Below are 21,533 nucleotides of genomic sequence, written 5' to 3' on the forward strand. Positions count from 1 at the left end.
TCGATTAGGAGTCCGGCATACTCCCACACCAAACACCGCACGAGTCAATTTACCGAATCAATCGTCCCCAATTACATTCTTAAGGGTCACTTGCCCGCTGGGCGCCACCATAAGCTCGGCTATTCCACCATCACGCAGTTCCCGCTCCAGCTGCAGAGCCTTTGCCTTGGGCGCAAAGTAAGCCTCAATGCCGTACTTAACACGATAAAAATGCTTTGCACGCCAAGCGTTACGACCCGCAACCCGCCCTTTTAGGAATACCCCTTCGGAAGGTTTCTCCAGGCTCGCTCCAGAAAACGCATAGAGCCCTGAAGGATCTTTTTTCAGGGACACATATACCACCTCTCCTTCTCGCACTCGCCGGTCTCCGGCCAGGGCCGACTTGGCAATGCGAGAAAAATCGTAATTCAGCCGCGCATAGTTACCTCGAAATAGAGAGCGGGGATCTACCGGAATCGCTTTGACCCGAACCAGCTCTCCCGTCCAAAGCGGCATCTGCGCTTTTACATACATCCCCACAAGAATGAAAAATTGCGTAGCAATCGCCACCCCTAAGGCGTAGGTCAATCCCTTCTTCATGACATTTCCTCCCCGCCCTGGTGGTGCTTCCAGTACTTGGCGGCGCCCAGCAGCAGGCCCGCAAATAGAATAAAGATTAACGCCGCCCCCAGATAATCGCCGATCAAGTCGATATAGCGCAGCAGTGCGGTGATTAATATCGACATCACCCCAAGAAAGAAATAATGGGAAATACCATCGTGAATACCCCGGTAGATCAACCAAATACCGCAGCTGATAAGGACGAAATTAGTCGCCACCTGCAGATACACTGCCAAATCCGGGGCGCCTCTGGTACTGACGGTAATCAGTGCACCAACAAAAAATACCAAGAGGAGGCCGCTCGATAACAGGCGCCTGGTCGGCAGTGCTAATACCAGCGTAGCGGCAGCCATCGCGGCTACCACCAGCCACATACTCAGCCGGTGCTCCCACTGGGCCTCAATCAGCTCCTCCCAGGGAAATGCAAAGCTGAATACCAGCAGGCTGACCAGAGCAAAACGCAGGCACCACACGGAAATCACCGTTGCGTAATCCTTGGCCACCGATGCCCCCCTCAAGGCCAGCCAGTGGCTGAAAACATACAGCAGAATAAACAGGGCAACCGCTACCGCCAGATTCTCGGGATAGAGCTTCAACCCAACCCACGGCTGCTGGCTCCGCCAAAATTCCGACAGAGTGTATTCAACCCAGAAGCCGATACTCACCAAGAGCAACAGCATAAGAACCGTACTCGCACGCCCGCGCAGAAGCACATAGAGAGATGCCGCTATAAAGAGCGGGAAGAGCGCAGGGTAGTAGCCCATGCTGACCTGCAAAAAGAACCACAGCAGCGCTAAAACTTGTGTCTGGATTGCCAGCCAGGGGCTGCGAGTAATCAGGGCAAACGGCAAGCAACCCAATGCCCACCAGAAGACGCCATCGGGCATATTTTCGCCCAAATGGTATATCTGCGCGATCAGGATAATTGAGGCACCAAAGAAGAAGTTCCCCAGAAGGAAAAGCCCCTCGCCCCGGCGGGGATCTCCTGTGAAATAGATCCGCAGGGCAACGCATTGGGTGGCTAGAGTGAGCGCTACCAGCCCTCCCATACGCAAAGCGCGTGGAATTTCCTCCCAGTTGGCACCAATCAGGGTAATCAGCGCCAAGGCGATAAACAGGTAACCGAGCCCCACCAACACGTTGTAACCCATTGAGCGCTGCCGGGCACGATGGTAGTCCACCTCATAGCGGGCGCAGATTAACTCAGCCTGCGCCTCGCTGATCACCCCATCATCCACCCAGTCCCCGGCTTCCCGCGCCAGGTCATACTTCAACAACCTTATCAATCGCATACCACTTTCCTGCGGCTTAGTATCCATTACCGGTGAGCAGCATTACGCGCACCCCAACTCCTTGGAGTATCTCTAAAGTCGCTTCCATCCACAATCTAGCCTGCCCCAGATAAGCGCATAGTCACAGGCTATCTGACACATTTAAATTGTTAATTTTTATTAAAAACACAAGAACAATAGTATTTAGGTCACAGAAGTTACAGACACAACGCGGAATACTTTTAATCCAACTAAGGAGCAATTCATGTCCCGTTATATCGAATCCGAACTCAAGCCCTTCAAAGCCAAGGCCTATCAGAACGGCGAATTTCACGACGTCAGCGACACCGATGTAAAAGGCAAGTGGGCCGTATTCTTCTTCTACCCCGCCGACTTCACCTTTGTATGCCCCACAGAGCTCGGTGATCTGGCGGACAACTACGAAGAGTTCAAAAAGTTGGGTGTAGAGATCTACTCCGTCTCCACCGATACCCACTTCACCCACAAAGCCTGGCACGACTCCTCTGACACCATCGGTAAAATCCAATACCCGATGATCGGCGACCCCACCGGCACCATTACACGTAACTTCGGTGTGATGATTGAGGAAGAAGGCATCGCCGACCGCGGCACCTTTGTGATCGACCCGGAAGGCCGTATACAGATCGTTGAGATCACCGCTGGTGGTATCGGTCGCGACGCCAGCGAATTGCTGCGCAAGATCAAAGCTGCCCAGTATGTCGCCGCACACCCCGGTGAAGTCTGCCCGGCTAAATGGAAAGAAGGTGAAGAGACCCTGGCCCCATCTCTCGACCTGGTAGGCAAGATTTAAGTTTTCCCAAGCCCTCACAGGATTGGAACCGGCAATGCCCACCTTTTGGTGGGCATTGCCATTTATAATTTTTGAACAGCAGATTCATACAAATTCAATAGAATTATCAAACGCTACCATAAATTTCGTTTTCAGAAAAAGTATGCCTGACTAACAAAAATCTAAACGTCGTAAGGCTCTAACTCTCTCTGCTTTTGATAATGTGATCGCAATCTGACAATAACTGAATAGCCAACAATGAATCATCCATAGGAGCTTGAGGGCATTCAGTGCGCCCTGCAGCAAGGCACCGTTGTACAGCGGCAGCCTCATAGATAAGCCCTTTCGAGCATGGGAAGATAAATTTTCAGGAAAAACTAGGCAGACGAAAGACCTATGTTTCAATAGGATATAAAGTGGCAAGGTTAATACCATAATCAACTAAATAGCCTGCCGTCAGTTACATACTACCTACTAATCCCCTTTTCTTACTAATCGGTAAAGATTTTTCAATCCAAGTTTAGCTGACCGTCAACACCTAAAGCCTTAACAAAACTCAGATTATGTGAGACCAATAAAACAGCACCAGAAAAATCCATAATGGCATCCACTAATAGCTGACGGGAATCCAGATCCAAGTGATTATCTGGCTCGTCTAGTAGTATAAGGTCTGTGGTAATAGTGCCTTGTGTAATGGCTAGTAGAGCTACTTTTAATTGCTCCCCCCCGCTAAGTAACCTGAGAGGAAGCAGCGCCATATCACCCCTTAGCCGCAAATTACCTAGCATGATACGCCATTCAGATTCTTTTCTGCCAGGGTGAAGAAAGGAAAGGTTCTCTAGAGCTGATATCTCTTTATTGAGAAAACTGAAATCCTGATCTAAATAACAAACACTTCCACGCAGTTGGCAAACACCACTTAAAGCTTCTAGTTGGCCAGCAATAATCTTCAGCAGGGTGGACTTTCCACTGCCATTGCTACCCTTTATCCTCCAACGATCCCCCGTTCGGATTGTTAAAGATATAGGCTTATTATGAGAACCATATGGAAGCTGCAAATTTTCGAGATGCAGTTTTATTGATTTTCGAGAGTCACACTTAGTTATGGATAGCTTTTGTGGTCTTAGCCTCTGGGACTCAATTGTAGTTTTTTTACTTATCTCATCACCTTTTCTCTCTAACTGTAACTTGCGCTGCACACACTTTCGCTTTAACTTTCCGAGACCTTTTCCTGCACGATCTTTTTGTGAATCCATAAGACTCTTGCTTTGAGAGTTCCGCTGGCCTTTACCCTGTCGTTTTCTAGTAGCAAACTTATGCAAACTTTCCTGTCTAACGTTATTTAATCTATTTAATTCTTTTCGATTATCTTCTGCCCTTTGAAGCAGGGCTGCATACTCTGTTTCTTTTTGTTGTGTATACGTACTGTATGCGCCGCCATAGGTTCTCAGTCCTCGCTGATATATCTCTACTATTTGCCCAGTATTTTCTAGTAACTCCACGTCATGACTGGCTACCAACGCCCCGCCTGAATGACTTATTATTTTCTCTTTCAGCCATTCTCGACCACTCTGGTCAAGATGATTGCTAGGCTCATCGAGAAGTAAGTAATCATTTGAGAGAGAGAATGCATAGGCAAGGTGTAATCTGGCTCTTTGACCACCACTCAGTCTTTCAATAGGAGTCTCCAATGGCGCATGGATTTTTGCTTCCTCTAGCTGGCGTTGCCAATTAAGAGGCAGATGCCAACAGTCCGCAACGGATATCAAGTCCTCCTCTGATGCATGCCCTTGGTCAATCCGTGAAAAAACTTCATACAAGTGTCCATCTGCGAGGCAATCGACGATCCGCAAATCAGGCCGGTGATTCATCTGTTTCACCAGGTGATGGCGTCTTTTCCAAGATACCTTGCCGCTAGCAATGGAAACTTGACCGTGAAGAATGCCAAGTAACGTGGATTTCCCACTGCCATTAGGTGCAACTAATCCAGTGATCCCTATAGGTAATTCCAAACTTACTTCATGGAAAATCGAGGTCCCCCCAAATATCAGGGAGACGTTTTCAAGAGTACAAATAGCTGTCATATGCCCTCCGATCATAAGATCGTGCGGCGTATTTCTGCTATCGAACAAGACTGGTTCTCAAGGAAGATACGCCACCTGCAAAGGATTAAATAGGTCCGCAGCGATAGAGTGCGAACTTAGCTCCAATTATGCGCAGGACTTAATTCATCGGCGTAAAAAACTCCAGGTAGGATGACAGAATTTTATTTTCCAAGGTGGGAACATCTATTACAGGCGCTCAGCGTAATTAATATATTAGTACATTTCAAGCACTATTTGATCTACATGACTAGTAGCACTATTTGCCAATAAATGAGCTCAGACGACACCTACTATTGTAGCGATTATAGAATTTAATATACCTGCCCATCAAGCTTTGATACTGAACGCCTTATCACCAATCCGACCGTCTCCTAACCTATTAAGTATCAACCTGCAGGAAGAAGCACCTTATCAACCCGTTAGTATTTTCACTCTAACCACCTTCCTATGATAAGGCTGACTCATCTGTGAGTGAATTACCCAGGTTTTTTAACCCTGCACATTGAGAACTTCAACTGATTAACATTCTTTTTTATTCATGAGAATAATATGGATTATTAGACGTTTATCGAGAATTTTTCAACCTCTCAAAAAAGGCTATCAATGTGCAAATTATAATCCCTGACAGAAGAAATACTGGGACTACATAAATAGCTGTTTGAATTCCATAATTTCCATCCAACCAACCCACCAAAGCATGGGCAAATATCAAAAATACACCTCCTGTGCCAAGAGAAAATGAAACAGTAAATGGTGGATTCTTGGAACAACGGGTTAACCACTCCATCGTATAGGGGAATAGGTAAGATAATGTTAATCCGCATACCGGAAACCATATAGGATTCACCCAATAACCCAGAAGAAAAACCACTGCAGTCGATAGAAAAGAGATAATCAGCCAAAAGAAGGTATTGCCCTTCAGAAGAATAAAGGTAAAAAGTATTCTGCCAATGCACAATAGTCCAAAAAAGATTGATAGCAGGATATCAGCTTCAACCGCCCATGGGCCGCCTCTTGCCTCAAGAAACAGCACCAGTCGACTTGCAAGAATATGCTCCGATCCGTTGTAGGCAGAAACAATCAGCCCACCACCTATTGCAATCCACCACTCTTTTGGTTCTTTATCACGCTTACTCTTTTCTCGATAAGCACTGGGATCAATACCTCCCTCACCCGCTTGACGCCTTGCCCTGCTATTGCGTAATCCAAAGAAAATAAATAGTAAAATTGCGGTTGCAAGCCCACCAAACAGGTAGAACCCACCCTCCCAACCAAAGTGATATTTATAGAAGAGTACAGGCAATAATGGAGATAGTATTGATGCAACTCCGTAGGTGCTATGCAATCCACAATACCCTTGGCGAGTCAGGTCTTGAGGTACAAAAAGAGGAATTGCTACATTAATTAGCACCATACAACCCCCTGCACCGACCCCAAAAACAAAACTGCCCAAAATCAATACAGGAAAGGAGTGAAAATAACCAGAGATACCTGATAGGATGGAGCCGCTCCCCATGAAAATGACAAACAACCCCAAGCCAGATATGACTCTCACCCTCTTTACCCACAAAGATCCGGAGAGCGTCATCAATAAAGCTGAAAAGGTGGATAAAAAGAAAAAGGTGGAGCCCTTAGTAGGGGATACAGAAAAGAAATCTAGTATTTTTGGATAAATTGGTGCCTTATAAACTTCTATAAACCCCAGAAGAAACAGCGCTCCGTAGCAGGACAGCAACCCAAACCAATAGATATTTCGTTTCACGCAGCTTTTCTTTTAATGTGGTGGTCGCACTCTACGATCATCTTGATTGCCTGCACGGAGTCTGCTAAAGGAAGCTCCGGGCACTCGATCAATCCTCTCTCCAAGCATCGCTGCACCGCCCGAGCCTCGTAGTATAGCCCCTCGGAGTTAGGATAATTAAACTCCCCCCTAATTCGCGGCAGCGGAAATTCATACAACCTGGTATTATTATCGGCTCTTCGATCACCCTCGACCCTGGTTACGGAAATCCTTGTCGGGCAGTGAGCCGGTGAGTGTACTTTCACCCTACCCTTAGTGCCATAGACCTCCAATTCTTCCGCTCCCTCAACCAGATGACTCCAGGAAACAACAGCTGTAGTCCCGGAATCATAATGCGCATAGATTAATCCCGCACCATCCTCCTGAAATCCATAGTCATCAAGTACGCCAGAAAACTCTAGGTCTGATGCATTCCTTCCAAGCAACATAAGCGCGGCATGAATGGGGTAAACACCAGCATCCATGCCCGCCCCTACCCGCCATTTAGGCGATTGAAGCCCTTCATCCTTACGCAAGTCGAAACTTAAGTCTGCCCGAATCTGGCAAACCTTACCGATCTCGCCGCTACTTACGATGCTTCTACAATATTCAATAGCAGGGAAGAATCTCATCCACATCCCTTCCATACAGAACAGCTGCTTTTTATGGGCAAGCGCTTTAATCTTTAAGGCATCCTCGACTGTGAGCGCTAAAGGTTTCTCAACAAGCACCGGCTTTCCTGCCCTCAACGCCAGTTCAGCATGCTGCCGATGCAGCTCTGGGGTGGTTGCAATATAAACAACATCAACGTCTGGATCAGAAACAAGCTCTAGATAACTCCCATACGCCCGACTGACTCCGTGGTTACTCGCAAAATCTTTCGCTCTATCCAAATCTCTTGAAGCCACAGCTTGAATTTCAGCAGACTCCAGATAATTGATAATTATCGCAAAGTCATTTGCAATTCTTCCGCAACCAATAATTCCCCAGCGAAGTGATTTTTGAATATATTTTTCCTGGCTTCTAACATTTGACGTTTTCACACCAGCAGACCGATAATCTTCATTTTCAATAGTATCTGGGTCCAAAACCAGCTCAGGATGTATAGCGAGTCTCTTTTGCAAGCTAATCCAGGAATTCTCCAGATCTTTATTTTTTATTTCATCTACCCAAGTGCAACGCCCTAGAGGCGCAGGCAGTGGAGCCCGTAATCTACCCGATCGATGAATAGAAACTTGTTTTAGAGCTGTTTTGTATACATCCAAGTTAAGCCCTTTTACGCTAGCTGCAAGTCCCAACTTGACGTAAATATCAAAGAGAAACTCAACCTCCTCTTTGGTAATCAACTCCATTTGTTCAGCCACTAGGGATGTGAACAGGCAATCAATACCTACTGCCTCACCATGCATCAGCCGGAATGATTCATCACGTTCCAGCCATCTTGAAAGTGTGTGCCCAAAATCCATTGGCCGGGATAAATTTTCCTCGTTTAGGTCCCCCGCGATGCTATCCAGCATGGCATCAATACAAATCATAATAAGATTGTAAGAATCCTCTCCAGGCAAGCCATTAGAGTCGAGAAACCTGCTATCCAACAAGCCCTCACCCCTTTTAGATAGCAGATTGAGAACCTCTTTATTAAATACCACGCCCACTTTAATCATTTCGCCAATCGCACTCTTCAATACCCGTTGTGAGTTAGTGCGTAAAAAGGTCGGATCGATAATGGTATGCCGAGGACAGTGGAAAGCACCTAAACCATTCTTAATAATATGGTTCACACTCACTTTGATTCCGATAGAGGAATCAATCATCCCCATAAGTGTAGTGGGAATACGTATCCATGGGGTATTACGTCGCCAGACGGCGCTAACGAATCCTATGGTATCTGTTACCGCCCCCCCCCCCATGGCTACGATTGGCTCTCTATAGCGGAGAGGGTTTGCCTTCCAGACCTCATCAATCACCTTGAGGAAACTATCAATATTCTTTGACTGTTCACCGCCTTTCATCACTATTGGAGTAAGACTAACTCCAACGGAATTCTCCCACTCAAGGATATCTTTTGCATAAAGATCCCAGACTCTGTCATCAACGCAACAGATAATTCTTTTCTTTGGCGGCCTTAGGATATCAATAAGAAAGTTATTACCAGGGGCAAATAGTTTTTGGTGGTACCAGATTCTTTGAGTAGTTGGCTGTTGACATACCGTATCTACAACCTGAGCAACAGGATGATGATCTTTGTTACTCTTAACCTGAGCCTGAATACTAGGCTCAATCGCCGCGGCTAGCTGAAGAACTCCACAGGCGTGTGGCAGCCTGGGGAGGCTTAAATACTTCTCGTCATCGTGGTATAAAATTGACTCAATAAATAAACTCTTCAGAACACGGTAATCCTGCTCGAATAAGTAGCAATACCACATTGCACCTTTTTCTTTCTTGGTAAGCGCCAAAGCGCGCTCTGACACATCTTGGTTGGCCTGCCTAACCAAAATAGGCTTACCTGTGAGGCCTCTCCTCATCACTATACTGTTTTCTACCCCCTCACAACGGGTGGCAAAAAAGGAAAAAGTAACTCCCAAATTAGTCTCTACCTTGAAGGATAGTTTCTTAAAATCCTCAATATTACCAAAACGTTTTTGTACAGTTTTCTCAGGGTTAACTACTACATCAACAATGTTATTAGGAGCTAATTTCCACTTTGCGACACAAAGTTCAAGCTCATGACAGCACTGATTCAGCAGCATTCCTTCAGAATTTTGCCTAAACACACTTTCTAGAGAATCTTCAGGGTGGGGGTTGTGATGTATAAAACCAACGCTTCTCGAGTGCAACGCACACTCATGGTCGATTTTCTCAGCTTCTTTTACATAATTTGCAATATGTTTTTGATAACCTACGACAACCTTTACATTTTTTTCTTCGGCAATCCTCTCCATGGCTTGTAATTTTTCCAGGGAATCTGCCCCTGGCTTTTCCAAGTAAATATTCCTATAGCCTTTGGCAACTACCGACTTAAACACATCCGGGGCTGATGGAGTTCTAACCGAGATGATGACCAAATGCTTGGAGAACATATCTGGCCTGGGCAACTGAGTTACAGAGGTATAGATTTTGAAGCCTCCGAACTGCTCCTCAAGTCTTGCCATCTCTCTTTGATATGCCAGCCCTTTCTCGCTCGAAGCCACAGCCTCAGAAAGCCAATATTCCTCAATAACCGCATCCACGACGACATTTGGCATACTCATTAACTGAGACAAATGCAGCCACCCAATTGACTCCCCAGGCAGGCCGACACCAATTACTGTGACATGCACAACGTTTTCATTCATATCGGCAACTTTCAACCTCACACCAGCACAAAGCTAAGCTAAAACCTCGAGCACCAATCCACTCTCATACCCCATTGCTAATGTCCTCGTATCTAGTCCTCAACTCTTTTTCAGCTCTTCATCACTCAACCCAGAGGCCGACCTCTTAGCTGGTAACTTCCTGATTAAGGAATGCTGAGCAGCACTCAATACCGCTGCTTCTAGCGGTGTTGAATACCTATCAACACCCTGCAGTGGTATCCCCCACCCACGGCAATCAAGATGCAGTCATAGATAGCTATTAACTATCGAAAGCATTTAAATTAATAATTTTTATTAATTTATCGTAATCGATAGTATTACCCCCGTACCCAAACAACGACCGGCAAGACAGCCATGAATAAGGAGCTATCCATGTCACGTTACATCGAATCCCAACTGAAACCCTTTAATGCCAAGGCTTACCAGAACGGTGACTTCTTCGATATCAGCGACGCCGACGTAAAGGGCAAGTGGGCGGTGTTCTTCTTCTACCCGGCCGACTTCACCTTTGTGTGCCCCACCGAGCTGGGCGACCTCGCGGACAACTACGAAGAGTTCAAAAAACTGGGCGTGGAGATTTACTCCGTATCCACGGACACCCACTTCACCCACAAAGCCTGGCACGACTCTTCAGACACCATCGGCAAGATCCAGTACCCGATGATCGGCGATCCCACAGGCACCATCACCCGCAACTTCGGCGTGATGATCGAGGAAGAAGGCATTGCCGACCGCGGCACCTTTGTGATCGACCCGGAAGGTCGCATCCAGATCGTTGAGATCACCGCCGGTGGTATCGGCCGCGATGCCAGCGAGCTACTGCGCAAGATCAAAGCCGCTCAGTACGTCGCCGCACACCCCGGTGAAGTCTGCCCGGCCAAGTGGAAGGAAGGGGAAGAAACCCTAGCGCCCTCCCTCGATCTTGTCGGCAAAATTTAAACCCGAACAGCTCTGACCCGGCCCACCAAAGAGGTGGGCCACACCCAAATTTTTAAATTGTTAGGAAAGGACACACCGATGTTGGATGCAAACCTGAAGAAGCAACTGGACACTTACCTGCAGAATATCGTCAAGCCGATCGAGATTCGTGTGTCCACTGATGAAAGCCAGAAATCCAAAGAACTGGAATCGCTGGTCGATGAAATTTCCGCGCTCTCTGGAAAAATCAGCGCACGGCAAGGTCAGGCCAAGCGCACACCGAGTATGGCCATCGCTCCAGCGGGTGAAGAACCCCGTGTAAGCTTTGCCGGAATCCCGCTGGGCCATGAATTCACCTCTCTGGTGTTGGCGTTACTGCAAGCGGGCGGCCATCCCTCTAAGGCGAACCCAGAACTACTGGAGCAGGTGCGCAATCTAAAAGGTGAATTTCACTTTGAAACTTACATATCGCTTTCCTGCCAGAACTGCCCGGATGTGGTTCAAGCACTGAACCTGATGGCTACCCTAAACCCGAACATCACCCACGAGATGATCGATGGCGGCCTGTTCCAGGATGAGGTTGAGCAGCGCAATGTGATGGCGGTACCAGCGGTGTACCTGAACGGCGAACACTTCGGCCAGGGGAGAATGTCTCTGGAAGAAATCGTCAGTAAACTGGATAGCGGCGCCGCAGAACGCAAAACTGAAGAACTCAATGAAAAAGACCCTTACGACTTACTGGTAGTGGGTGGTGGACCCGCCGGTGCTGCCGCAGCCATTTATGCCGCACGCAAGGGTATTCGCACAGGCTTGGTAGCTGAGCGCTTTGGCGGACAGGTAATGGATACCGTGGGTATCGAAAACTTTATCTCAGTCCCTTACACCGAAGGCCCGAAGCTTTCTGCCAGTCTGGAGCAACACGTTAAAGAGTACGGCGTAGATATAATTACCGACCAACGTGCAGCCAATTTACAGCGCAACGAGCTGGTGGATATAGAACTGCAAAGCGGCGCTACCCTATCCAGTCGCTCAGTCGTACTGGCCACCGGAGCCCGCTGGAGAGAACTCGGCGTGCCAGGTGAAGCGGAATACCGCACTAAAGGCGTAGCCTACTGCCCCCATTGCGACGGCCCCTTCTTTAAAGGTAAGCGCGTTGCGGTTATCGGTGGAGGCAACTCCGGTATTGAGGCGGCCATCGACCTGGCTGGTATTGTCGAGCATGTCACCGTATTGGAATTTGCCGACAAGCTGCGCGCGGATGACGTTTTAGTACGCAAGGCTCAGCAGATGGATAACATTGACATTATCGTCAACGCCCAAACCACTGAAGTCCTAGGCGATGGTAACAAGGTAAATGGGCTCGCCTACACCGATCGTGAATCTGGAGAGAGCAAAAAACTCGATCTGGCAGGAATCTTTGTGCAAATTGGGTTGGTACCCAATACAGAGTTCCTCAAGGAAACCGATGTAGAAATGAATCGCATGGGAGAGATTGTTATCAACGAGCGTGGCGCAACTTCTGTACCCGGCGTCTACGCTGCCGGCGATGCCACCACTGTGCCTTACAAGCAAATTGTGATTTCCATGGGCGCCGGAGCCACGGCAGCATTGGGCGCGTTTGATTACCTGATCCGCTCCTCAGTGGAATAAATATCGATACTTCTCAAGGCCGGTCTAAGACCGGCCTTTTTTACTTGTGTACTGCACGAAATATGCCGCCCTCCCAGTCCCTCTTTAGCATTTGCAATCAAGGTCAATGGGATTCTCTAGCTCTCTTCCTGCCTCATAACCTCTCCTTTATCCCACCGACACTTACTGTTCACATTGAACCTGATAGCCCTAAATAATATCACCGTAAATAACCTTTCAATCTTTATAAATAGCAAAAAATCACGACAGAATAAAACAGCCACTATAAATAAGCCCTAGCATTAACCGAGAATGCTATCGAAGCCCATACTTCACTATCTAGACCGGAAAAATAATCTATTTTAAGTTCAGTGCTAGTAGGCCATTAAGCGCCTAAGGGCCCAGCGAGAAGACAAATAAGATAACGGTGAATTTAGCGTATTATGAACTACGAAGCCCAATACCATAGAAAATTGACCACAGCCGACAACGCCATATCCGCAATACCCAGCGAAAGCATCATCTCTATGGGCATGCGTGTAGCCACGCCACCGGCCTTACTAAAAGCTTTAGAAAAGCGAGTACGGGCAGACGACATAAAGAAGCTCAAAGTGTACTACATGCGCTGCGGTGGCATCGCAATGAAGACCATTTTCCAGGAAGATTTACTAGACCGCGTTAGACCTTTTTCCTCCATGCTCACCAAAGACGAGGTCAAGCTCGCCAAGAAAGGTTTCGCCAAGGGTAAAAAATACATTAACTATGTGCCTATATCCTTCAGTCGCTACCCTGAAATCATTAAAAGGCAAGTTAATTTGGATGCCTTTCTCGTTACCGTATCCCCAATGGATAAATATGGATACTTCAACTTTGGCACTAGCGGGGATTATGCCATTGAGCTATCCAGACACGCGGAGCGATTGATTGTTGAAGTCAATAAAAATATGCCGAGAACTTCTGGGCAAACACTTCTTCATATTAACGAAGTGGATGCAATCATAGAAAACGACACTCCATTAATCGAAGAGCCACAAAGAGAAACCTCTGAACTGGATAAAAAGATCAGCGATTATATAGCACCACTAATACCTGATGGCTCCACCATTCAAATGGGGATTGGTGGTGTTCCCAATGCTGTATGTGAGCATTTGGTTGGTAAGAAAGATCTTGGGATACATACCGAGGTGATCACCTCGGGCATGATAAACCTGATCAAATCTGGAGCTGTTAATAATTCACGAAAAACGCTTAATACCCACCTCAATGTTTTCACCTTTGCAATAGGTGACAGGGCACTGTATGACTTTATTGATGGAAATCCTTCAATGGCCTGCCTCCCGGTCTCTTACGTCAATGAACCACAGACTATTGCCCAGATTGACAACATGATATCAGTTAACTCCTTTATAGAGATCGATTTCAATGGTCAGGTGAATGCAGAATTTACTGACCATCAATTCTCAGGAGTGGGAGGACAACTGGATTTCATTAGAGGTGTCTATTACTCGAAAAACGGTAAGACCATATTGGCAAGCAGTTCTACAGCACAGGGCGGAAAAATTTCTCGGGTGGTACCGCGATTAAATACCATCACAACAGATTCCAGGCTAGATGTTGATTACGTAGTTACTGAATACGGCTGCTGCCAGCTGATGGGAAAATCAACCACAGAGCGTACCCATGCCCTAATTAATATTGCACACCCAGAATTTAGGGAAAGCCTGATAAAAGAAGCTAAAGAGCACAATTTCATCTAACCAATCTTATGATCAACCTACACATTCATCCTGCACTGCTTTTCACGCCAGGTAATAAACCCACTCTTTATCAGAAAGCCGCAGAAGTAGAAGCCAGTGCCGTTATTATTGATCTCGAAGATAGTGTACCCAAAAGTGATAAGCAATTAGCCCGAGATAATGCGGTTCACTATCTTTCCAAGAAAATCAGCCACACCACAGCCAATATTATTCGAATCAACCACCTAACAAGCAATGAAGGACTAAAAGACATACTGGCTATTACTACCACCAAATTACAGATCGAAGCTGTACTTTACCCCAAGACAGAGTCCCCTAATGATATCCAGCAGCTTGATGAACTTCTCTCTCAAACTTATGAGGACTTAGCAATAATTGCCTTAATCGAAACAGCCAATGGAACAATTAACATCCACAATATTGTTAAAAACAGCCCATATAAACTGCAGGCCTTGATGTTTGGTGCTGCAGACTACGCCAACGACCTGAACTGTGACAACTCCATTAACGCCCTAAGCTCTGCTCGCAGCAAAATCGTAGAAGCATCAGCGACAAAGAATCTGGCCTGTTATGACTCACCATACTTTGACTTCAATAATGAAGATGGGCTACTGAAAGAGCTGAATATCGTTAAGACAATGGGATTCAATGGCAAAGCCGCTATCCACCCGAAACAAATCTCAGCAATCAAGTCTTCTTTCAAGCCTACTCAGGAGGAGTATGAAAAAGCAGAAAAAATCGTAGAGATTTATAACAACTCAAAGGGCAAGGCTTGTCAATACCAGGGGGAGATGATTGATGTACCTGTCTATTCCAAAGCAAAGCAAATCATCACTATCTTCAACAAACTAAACTGAAGCCGCAAGGGAAATGGTAGTCATGCAATTCCAACCCTATCAAAAAATCAACGATAACCGCTATCGGGAAGACTTTGGATTTTACTTCGAAGACTTCACAGAGGGTATGATCATTGAGCATCGTCCAGGTAGAACATTGACTCGAACAGACAATACTTGGATGACGTTACTTACAATGAATACGGCACAATTGCATTTTGACGCACACTATGCACAAAACACTGAATGGAAGTTACCGCTAGTAGATAGCACTCTAACCCTGGCAATTGTAACTGGAATGACCGTAAACACTATCAGTAAGAAGGTAGTAGCTAATTTAGAGTGGGATAAGGTAAAGCTTCTAAAACCTGTTTTTGAGGGGGACACCATCTACGCTGAGAGTGAAATCCTATCTAAACGGGAATCACATTCCCGCCCTACTCAGGGAATAGTGACGGTTGAAACTCGTGGCTTCAATCAAGATGGTGAACTATTTTTGAGCTTTCTGAGAACAGTATTGGTGTACAAGAAAGGCCACTCACCATCTTACGGCATTTAGGGGGCCTCTGAATAACGCCGTAACTTCTATTACTTTTAGAGTGGCTCACCATCAAAACAAAGCTATGTAGGAATACCTAGACCTTTCCATCAGTCGCAACGCAGGATACAAATCGCTCTAAAACTCTGTAGTGCGAACCCTGCAGGCCGCATTTGCTGTGTGCTTAACGGCTATCTACACCGAAGCCCCTCCAGCCTATCGAACAATAAACCAGAAACAAGGGCCACTCCACCAAGCCCTTGCCTAGCCTACAAAGAGGTGACAGATATGCCTCAAAACTAATGGCACTATAGAACCATCTTGTGCATGCACAGGCTCTAGCCACTCATCATCTTTCTTTACCGCTCATCAATCATAAAAACCATTCCCACTAAACTTCCTACATAAAGCCAAAAGCTCATTAGAATGCCAAGCATTCATCGAATACACACAGGGATATCACACATGCAAGCGAGCAAAACTACCTTTGCAAAAGCCAAGTGGCAATTAAAAACCTTGATCCTCGCAACAGGCTTGATCTCAGCCAATGCAATGGCTGGTGGCATCGAAGGAAGCTGGAGGTCAGTTGCACAAATAAATGGTGAGAGAAATGTGCCAATAGTCATTCATCTTGACGAAGTTAATGGCGAGTGGACCGGCACTTTGGACAGCCCCACTCTGCGGAAGGAGGGGCTAGAAGTCTCCATGCTGGAAATCCAAGACAATAGTATCACTTTCGAAGTGGAAGACTTACAGATTAGCTACAAAGGCGCTTATAGTGAAGCAACTGACCTGATGTTCGGCGCTATTCATCAGGAAGTTGCATCACCGATGAATTTTAGCAGGACCTCTGAGAGTGCAAGAAACAGGCCGAACAATCGCCCCCAGACACCACAAGGTCCATTTCCGTATACGATTGAGGAAGTGAGCTTTAAGAATGCTGCGACGAACAATATCATTTCAGGAACACTGACTAAACCAAAGTCAAATATCAAGGCAACCGCTGTTCTTATCAGTGGCTCAGGGCCTCAGGACCGTGATGAAACCCTGTTTGGCCATAAGCCATTCGCAATAATCGCCGATCACCTGACACGACAAGGATATGCAGTATTTCGCTATGACGACCGCGGCATTGGTGGCTCCAGTGGTGACTTCAGTGCAGCAACCAGCGAAGACTTTGCCAACGATACCAGTGCCGCTGTAGATTTTTTAAACAGTCGCAAAGACTTACCCAAAGGTAAAGTTGGATTAATTGGACACAGCGAAGGTGGTATGATAGCACCCATGGTTGCTAGCAGCCGAGATGATATCGCTTTTTCAATCCTGCTTGCAGGCCCAGGGGTTAAAATACCAGAATTGATTATTGATCAATGGAACCGGGATCGTAGATTTAAAGGCGTTCCAGAAGAAAAGCTGCAAAAACTCAGCAATTTAGATAAGGAAATTTTTGATAAACTTGGCATGCTTGGGCTAAAAGAAAGTATCAATGGTGAGATTGAGGAACTGCTTTACGAAAGTGTCAAGCTCGAAGGCGTTAAGGCAGAAGAACTGGATGTTCAAGTTGAACAACTAAAGAACCAATACTCTACACCTTGGTTCCGTTATTTTCTTAAGTTCAACCCTGAGCCTTATTTAGAAAAAACAAAATCACCATTATTAGCTCTTATTGGATCGCTGGACTTTCAAGTTGATGCAAAAATGAACCTGAACAATATACAGTCAATATTGAGCAATGCTGGGCACAAGGACTTTAAAACTATTGAACTTGAAAAAATGAACCACCTTTTTCAAACTGCAGGCAACGGCTCATTTTCTGAATATGCTGAAATTGAAGAAAGCTTCTCTCCAAGAGCCCTTAACATAATGTCATTATGGCTAAATGAACGCTTCTAGTCATAATAAGAAATATCAATCTATGGCTCCTATCTTGGAGCCATTTTTATTAATATATACACTCAATGAATTTTCTAAAATCACCTACTCCATCTGTAAAGTTTCTATCCTACCACTTTGGTGGCTGGGCAATATTCTCACTAGTAAACACCTTCTCACTGGGACTACTGACCCAGGATCACATCGACAAGATCGCAATACACGTTGCAACCGTAGTATTAACCGTTGGTCTCTCCACTCTTATTATCCGAGAAATCATATACCGCTTTAATCTTTTTGATAAAAGTTGGTATCAACAATGGGCTTATTTTCTCTCCGCCTCGATCTTACTAGGATTTATCTGCGCCTGTATCGCAGTGAGTATCATCTATGCATACTACAACTCTGAGGGATATACGGTTGTTCACACTTTTTGGGAAGCGGTGTTCGATAGCTGGCTTATCCTTATCCTACTCATGCTAACTTGGTCTCTAATTTACCTTACTGCAGTAAACCAAGATCGCTTGCGAAAGGCTGAGCAAGATGCAACACAACTCAAGCTGCAACTCAATGAAGCTAAAATGAGTGCGCTAATGGGGCAACTAAACCCTCACTTTCTTTTTAATGGATTAAATAACATTCGCGCCTTGATACTTGAAGATACCAATAGGTCTAGAGAAATGTTAACCAATCTCTCTGATCTGCTACGTTATACCTTAATTGCCCACAAGCATAAGACTGTACCCTTAAGAGATGAACTAGAGATCGTTTGCCAGTATATCGAACTTCTAAAAATTCAATATGAAGATCGACTAGCTTTCAAAATCGAGGCTGACGATCACTTAATGGGAGAGAGAATACCACCACTGTTAATCCAGCTACTTGCTGAAAATGCTGTACGTCATGGCATAGAGAAGTGCAAACAAGGAGGTGAACTAATGATTAAAGTAACAAAAGAAGAAAACCATATAGTAATCACTGTAAAAAATCCAGGCACCCTCAACACAGCATCAGCTACAGAGAGCAACAATACTGGCGTAGGATTAAGCAATATCCAAAAAAGATTAACCATTCAATATGGCAATAGGACACGTTTTAATATTAAACAGCAGGGCTCCCATGTAGTTGCCCAGTGCCATATTCCCTCCTCCTTACAATTAGTGGTATAAGAAGTGAAAGCCATTATCGTTGAAGACTCACGACTCGCACGTAATGAATTGAGAGAACTGCTCAAACCTCATAAGCATATAAACTTGATTGCGGAGGCAAAAAACTGTGAAGAAGCGATCTCTCTTATATCAGAAGAACAGCCGGACTTAGTTTTCTTAGATATCAACCTTCCTGATGGCAATGGATTTGACATACTAGAGAAACTGGACCTTACACCTCAAATTATCTTCACAACAGCTTACGATGAGTATGCCATCCAAGCTTTCGAAGTGAATGCTCTGGATTATTTACTTAAGCCAATCAACCCTCAAAAACTAAAGCGGGCCCTAGACAAGACATTACGTGAGACACCCCCTACCCCCTCCAGCGACTCAATAAATTACTTAGACAGCAACAATAAAATATTCATTAAAGATGGAGAGCGTTGCTGGCTAATCGAAATCGGAAAAATTCGCCACTTTGAGAACTGCGGCAATCATGCGCAAGTCTTTTTCGATGATAGCAAACCATTTATTTATAAATCTTTAGCCAAAATTGAACAAAGATTGAACCCTGAAATTTTCTTTCGCGTTAATCGACAGCAGATTATCAATTTAAATTTTATTAAGGATATAGAATCGTGGATTAACAGTGGTTTACTAATAACCATGACTGACGGGAAAGAGATAGAGGTTGCCAGACGGCCAGCCACCCGCCTACGAGAGATGCTGAGTCTCTAGCCCACTTAGATAATCCAATAGTCAGTCGATATAGGTTAATGTAAAAGCTGCCAATAAGGAGGGGACTAAGGCCATCGTTTCCTCCTACAAGCTTCCAATCCGGAACTTGATAACCTGATGAATCGTGAAGGGCTATTTAACCCAGCAACTGGGCAGGTAAGGAGGAAGCAGTTGCCAAAATCCACCTGCAGACATGACTATTCCTTCGAATAGCGTTCATACTTTGCATTCCTTATAGCTCTCTAATGAACTCCTTTTTCATCAAAACTAACGGTTACCTCAGGTACCTTTGCAAATAGGACAACTACATGACTAAACGATATCTTTCTTTGGTAATAACGACATGTATCTTCTTGTGTGCGAGTTTAACTAGCGTTTTTGCTTATTCCAATGATCTAGAGGCAAATAAAAAACTCGCTATGCAAGCTATTGATTGGTGGCTCAGTGGGACTGATATTGATCCAGCCACTATTTTTGCTCCAAACTATGTGAATCATCTGGATTCTGCAACCAACTATACCGCTGGCCCTCAAAAACGAAATTTACAAGAAGTAAAGGCTGAGGTAGATAAATTTCATGCCGCCTTCAAAGACGTAAAAATTCTTAATAAAATGCAGGTCGCTGAAGGCAATTTAGTGGCCACCCATGTGGTTATCAGGGCAAATCATGTCGGCTCTTTTATGGGTGAACCCCCAACAAAGAAGACCGTCACTTATGATGGCGTTGAGTTTGTCAGGATTGAAGAGGGAAAGATCACCGAAACCTGGGTTACCTGGGATAAATACGGCTTCCTGAAACAAATGGGGGCTATAAAATAATGATATTCAGTTTCTTTAAGATGAAACAATCGGCTGTATAGAGAATATCTATTTAGTTGTCCTATACCAACATTCTATTTAAGCCGCCTTATACTTCCTGCCAAAGATAAAAGTTATGGGCAGATCTAGCGATATCATAAAGAGATATTATTAAGCGCAGGCACCTTTTATACCCGCCAGAGTATTCAAGGTGCCCATTTTCAACGCATCTCTTTAATATTTCTTAAGCTGAAATAAGTTTGACATTCCATAAGCAGAATATATTTCTTGCATAGCTTGTTCGGTCACACTATTGATTTTCTCTATCGTGGGATTTAATCCCGTACCATCAACGGTCGTCCGAAATGGTCGATTCTCAGGATCGGTATTCAGTAGGTTGAGTACTGCGTCTGCGACTAGTTGCGGGCTGGGAGCATCCTCTGACTCATGCCCTTCTTCAGTGCCTGCCCACATTTGCTCTGGAGCATCTGCATACTCACCATAGCTTGCAGCCACCGCTCTATCACTTGCTTTTAACAAGTTGGAACCAAAATCTGTACCAAATCCACCTGGCTGTACAATCAATGATTGAATTCCAAATTGTGCTAATTCTACGCGATAATTCTCCGCAATGCCTTCCACTGCGTGTTTCGTAGCATTATAAGAGCCTAGGAAAGGCAGCACGAATTGACCCAGAATGCTGGATATTTGAATAAGGGTTCCACTTCCACGCTTTTTCATTTGAGGTAATACCGCGCGTATTAACCGCTGAACCCCAAAGACATTAATATCAAAAACCTTTTTAAAATCCTCAATAGTAAAACTTTCCTGCCAACCGAGAGTGCCGACTCCAGCATTATTAATCAGTACGTCAATTTCGCCCACTTCCTGGATCACTTGAGCAATACCTTTAGCAACACTCTCATCGTCAGTTACATCAATATCCACTATGGTGATACCTTTTGCCTGTAACTCATTGGCTATTGAGGCATTGCGTCCTTTTGAATCTCTCATTGTGCCAATGACTTTGAAACCATTACTTGCAAGTGTATTGGCGATCAGGTAACCGAAACCACTGTTTGAACCAGTAACTAAAGCAGTTTGAGTCATGATTGTCTCCTTAAATTGTGAGCTACATCGCTTGATTCCTGTATAGATTAATGTCCAAACAGAAATGAGTGAAATCAATTCATTGAATTTAATAATGAATATAATTCATGACCCAGAAAGTCATTAAGAGGTAAAAGAAACCAGCTAATCTCGATAAACCCCAATACTGGCGCGACACCAGAATAAATTGCCAACATAAAACCTCAACAACACTCAACCCTGCGCCACTAACCGCCAACCAATAAATCTCAAGAAATATGATCG

At 45.1% G+C, this 21,533-nt stretch carries 16 protein-coding genes; 10 read left to right on the top strand and 6 right to left on the bottom strand.

All coding sequences use genetic code 11. The features are described 5' to 3' along the window. Positions 1-57: 57 nt before the first annotated feature. Positions 58-579, bottom strand: coding sequence for a GDYXXLXY domain-containing protein (locus ACXAFI_RS11235; RefSeq protein WP_475108876.1), 522 nt, complete (start codon positions 577-579; stop codon positions 58-60). Beyond that, entirely contained in the window at positions 576-1,892 is a 1,317-nt protein-coding gene (locus ACXAFI_RS11240) for a DUF2157 domain-containing protein (RefSeq protein WP_475108877.1), read from the bottom strand. Before ACXAFI_RS11240 ends, ACXAFI_RS11235 begins: the two co-directional genes overlap by 4 nt. A gap of 244 nt (positions 1,893-2,136) precedes the next feature. Between ACXAFI_RS11240 and ahpC (ACXAFI_RS11245) the strand changes: the two genes are divergently transcribed. Continuing rightward, positions 2,137-2,703, top strand: coding sequence for an alkyl hydroperoxide reductase subunit C (gene ahpC, locus ACXAFI_RS11245; RefSeq protein WP_152452997.1), 567 nt, complete (start codon positions 2,137-2,139; stop codon positions 2,701-2,703). Between the two features lie 488 nt (positions 2,704-3,191). Here the strand turns inward: ahpC (ACXAFI_RS11245) and ACXAFI_RS11250 are convergent, their stop codons facing one another. The 3 genes from ACXAFI_RS11250 to ACXAFI_RS11260 all read right to left on the bottom strand — a co-directional run bounded on the left by ACXAFI_RS11250 (position 3,192) and on the right by ACXAFI_RS11260 (position 9,917). Beyond that, the gene (locus tag ACXAFI_RS11250) at positions 3,192-4,766 is read right to left on the bottom strand and encodes an ATP-binding cassette domain-containing protein (protein WP_475108878.1); all 1,575 of its coding nucleotides are present in this window, start codon (positions 4,764-4,766) and stop codon (positions 3,192-3,194) included. A 586-nt stretch (positions 4,767-5,352) separates the two neighbouring features. Continuing rightward, positions 5,353-6,549, bottom strand: coding sequence for an MFS transporter (locus tag ACXAFI_RS11255; RefSeq protein ID WP_475108879.1), 1,197 nt, complete (start codon positions 6,547-6,549; stop codon positions 5,353-5,355). Beyond that, positions 6,546-9,917 (bottom strand): Gfo/Idh/MocA family oxidoreductase, encoded by a 3,372-nt coding sequence (locus ACXAFI_RS11260; RefSeq protein ID WP_475108880.1) that lies wholly within the window; start codon positions 9,915-9,917, stop codon positions 6,546-6,548. The genes ACXAFI_RS11255 and ACXAFI_RS11260 overlap by 4 nt, the downstream gene beginning before the upstream one ends. 378 nt (positions 9,918-10,295) lie before the next feature. Between ACXAFI_RS11260 and ahpC (ACXAFI_RS11265) the strand changes: the two genes are divergently transcribed. The 9 genes from ahpC (ACXAFI_RS11265) (at position 10,296) to ACXAFI_RS11305 (ending at position 20,180) form a co-directional block, all read left to right on the top strand. Beyond that, complete coding sequence (gene ahpC, locus ACXAFI_RS11265) at positions 10,296-10,862, top strand: alkyl hydroperoxide reductase subunit C (RefSeq protein WP_152452991.1); 567 nt, start codon at positions 10,296-10,298, stop codon at positions 10,860-10,862. A gap of 78 nt (positions 10,863-10,940) precedes the next feature. After that, complete coding sequence (gene ahpF / locus ACXAFI_RS11270; RefSeq protein WP_475108881.1) at positions 10,941-12,491, top strand: alkyl hydroperoxide reductase subunit F; 1,551 nt, start codon at positions 10,941-10,943, stop codon at positions 12,489-12,491. Between the two features lie 422 nt (positions 12,492-12,913). Next, on the top strand, positions 12,914-14,227 hold the full coding sequence (locus ACXAFI_RS11275; protein WP_475108882.1) for an acetyl-CoA hydrolase/transferase family protein: 1,314 nt from the start codon (positions 12,914-12,916) through the stop codon (positions 14,225-14,227). Positions 14,228-14,235: 8 nt separating this feature from the next. Further along, positions 14,236-15,084 (top strand): HpcH/HpaI aldolase/citrate lyase family protein, encoded by an 849-nt coding sequence (locus ACXAFI_RS11280; RefSeq protein ID WP_475108883.1) that lies wholly within the window; start codon positions 14,236-14,238, stop codon positions 15,082-15,084. A 22-nt stretch (positions 15,085-15,106) separates the two neighbouring features. Beyond that, entirely contained in the window at positions 15,107-15,622 is a 516-nt protein-coding gene (locus tag ACXAFI_RS11285) for a MaoC/PaaZ C-terminal domain-containing protein (protein ID WP_475108884.1), read from the top strand. Positions 15,623-16,066: 444 nt separating this feature from the next. Further along, on the top strand, positions 16,067-17,494 hold the full coding sequence (locus ACXAFI_RS11290) for an alpha/beta hydrolase family protein (protein WP_475108885.1): 1,428 nt from the start codon (positions 16,067-16,069) through the stop codon (positions 17,492-17,494). A 65-nt stretch (positions 17,495-17,559) separates the two neighbouring features. Continuing rightward, complete coding sequence (locus tag ACXAFI_RS11295) at positions 17,560-18,642, top strand: sensor histidine kinase (RefSeq protein WP_475108886.1); 1,083 nt, start codon at positions 17,560-17,562, stop codon at positions 18,640-18,642. Positions 18,643-18,645: 3 nt separating this feature from the next. Next, entirely contained in the window at positions 18,646-19,362 is a 717-nt protein-coding gene (locus ACXAFI_RS11300) for a LytR/AlgR family response regulator transcription factor (RefSeq protein WP_475108887.1), read from the top strand. 308 nt (positions 19,363-19,670) lie between these two features. Continuing rightward, complete coding sequence (locus ACXAFI_RS11305) at positions 19,671-20,180, top strand: ester cyclase (RefSeq protein ID WP_475108888.1); 510 nt, start codon at positions 19,671-19,673, stop codon at positions 20,178-20,180. Positions 20,181-20,393: 213 nt separating this feature from the next. Here ACXAFI_RS11305 and ACXAFI_RS11310 read toward each other — a convergent pair whose 3' ends face one another. Further along, positions 20,394-21,269, bottom strand: coding sequence for an SDR family oxidoreductase (locus ACXAFI_RS11310; protein WP_475108889.1), 876 nt, complete (start codon positions 21,267-21,269; stop codon positions 20,394-20,396). Between the last annotated feature and the right edge of the window lie 264 nt (positions 21,270-21,533).

Source organism: Microbulbifer sp. ABH2_005 (assembly GCF_056160005.1).

What these genes read in the sequence shown, in the direction of transcription:
- ACXAFI_RS11295 (WP_475108886.1), top strand. Translation starts at nt 17,560, where the DNA reads ATGAATTTTCTAAAATCACCTACTCCATCTGTAAAGTTTCTATCCTAC.
- ahpC (WP_152452997.1), top strand. Translation starts at nt 2,137, where the DNA reads ATGTCCCGTTATATCGAATCCGAACTCAAGCCCTTCAAAGCCAAGGCC.
- ahpC (WP_152452991.1), top strand. Translation starts at nt 10,296, where the DNA reads ATGTCACGTTACATCGAATCCCAACTGAAACCCTTTAATGCCAAGGCT.
- ACXAFI_RS11240 (WP_475108877.1), bottom strand. Translation starts at nt 1,892, where the DNA reads ATGCGATTGATAAGGTTGTTGAAGTATGACCTGGCGCGGGAAGCCGGG.
- ACXAFI_RS11235 (WP_475108876.1), bottom strand. Translation starts at nt 579, where the DNA reads ATGAAGAAGGGATTGACCTACGCCTTAGGGGTGGCGATTGCTACGCAA.
- ACXAFI_RS11285 (WP_475108884.1), top strand. Translation starts at nt 15,107, where the DNA reads ATGCAATTCCAACCCTATCAAAAAATCAACGATAACCGCTATCGGGAA.
- ACXAFI_RS11280 (WP_475108883.1), top strand. Translation starts at nt 14,236, where the DNA reads ATGATCAACCTACACATTCATCCTGCACTGCTTTTCACGCCAGGTAAT.
- ACXAFI_RS11310 (WP_475108889.1), bottom strand. Translation starts at nt 21,269, where the DNA reads ATGACTCAAACTGCTTTAGTTACTGGTTCAAACAGTGGTTTCGGTTAC.
- ACXAFI_RS11290 (WP_475108885.1), top strand. Translation starts at nt 16,067, where the DNA reads ATGCAAGCGAGCAAAACTACCTTTGCAAAAGCCAAGTGGCAATTAAAA.
- ahpF (WP_475108881.1), top strand. Translation starts at nt 10,941, where the DNA reads ATGTTGGATGCAAACCTGAAGAAGCAACTGGACACTTACCTGCAGAAT.
- ACXAFI_RS11275 (WP_475108882.1), top strand. Translation starts at nt 12,914, where the DNA reads ATGAACTACGAAGCCCAATACCATAGAAAATTGACCACAGCCGACAAC.
- ACXAFI_RS11305 (WP_475108888.1), top strand. Translation starts at nt 19,671, where the DNA reads ATGACTAAACGATATCTTTCTTTGGTAATAACGACATGTATCTTCTTG.
- ACXAFI_RS11250 (WP_475108878.1), bottom strand. Translation starts at nt 4,766, where the DNA reads ATGACAGCTATTTGTACTCTTGAAAACGTCTCCCTGATATTTGGGGGG.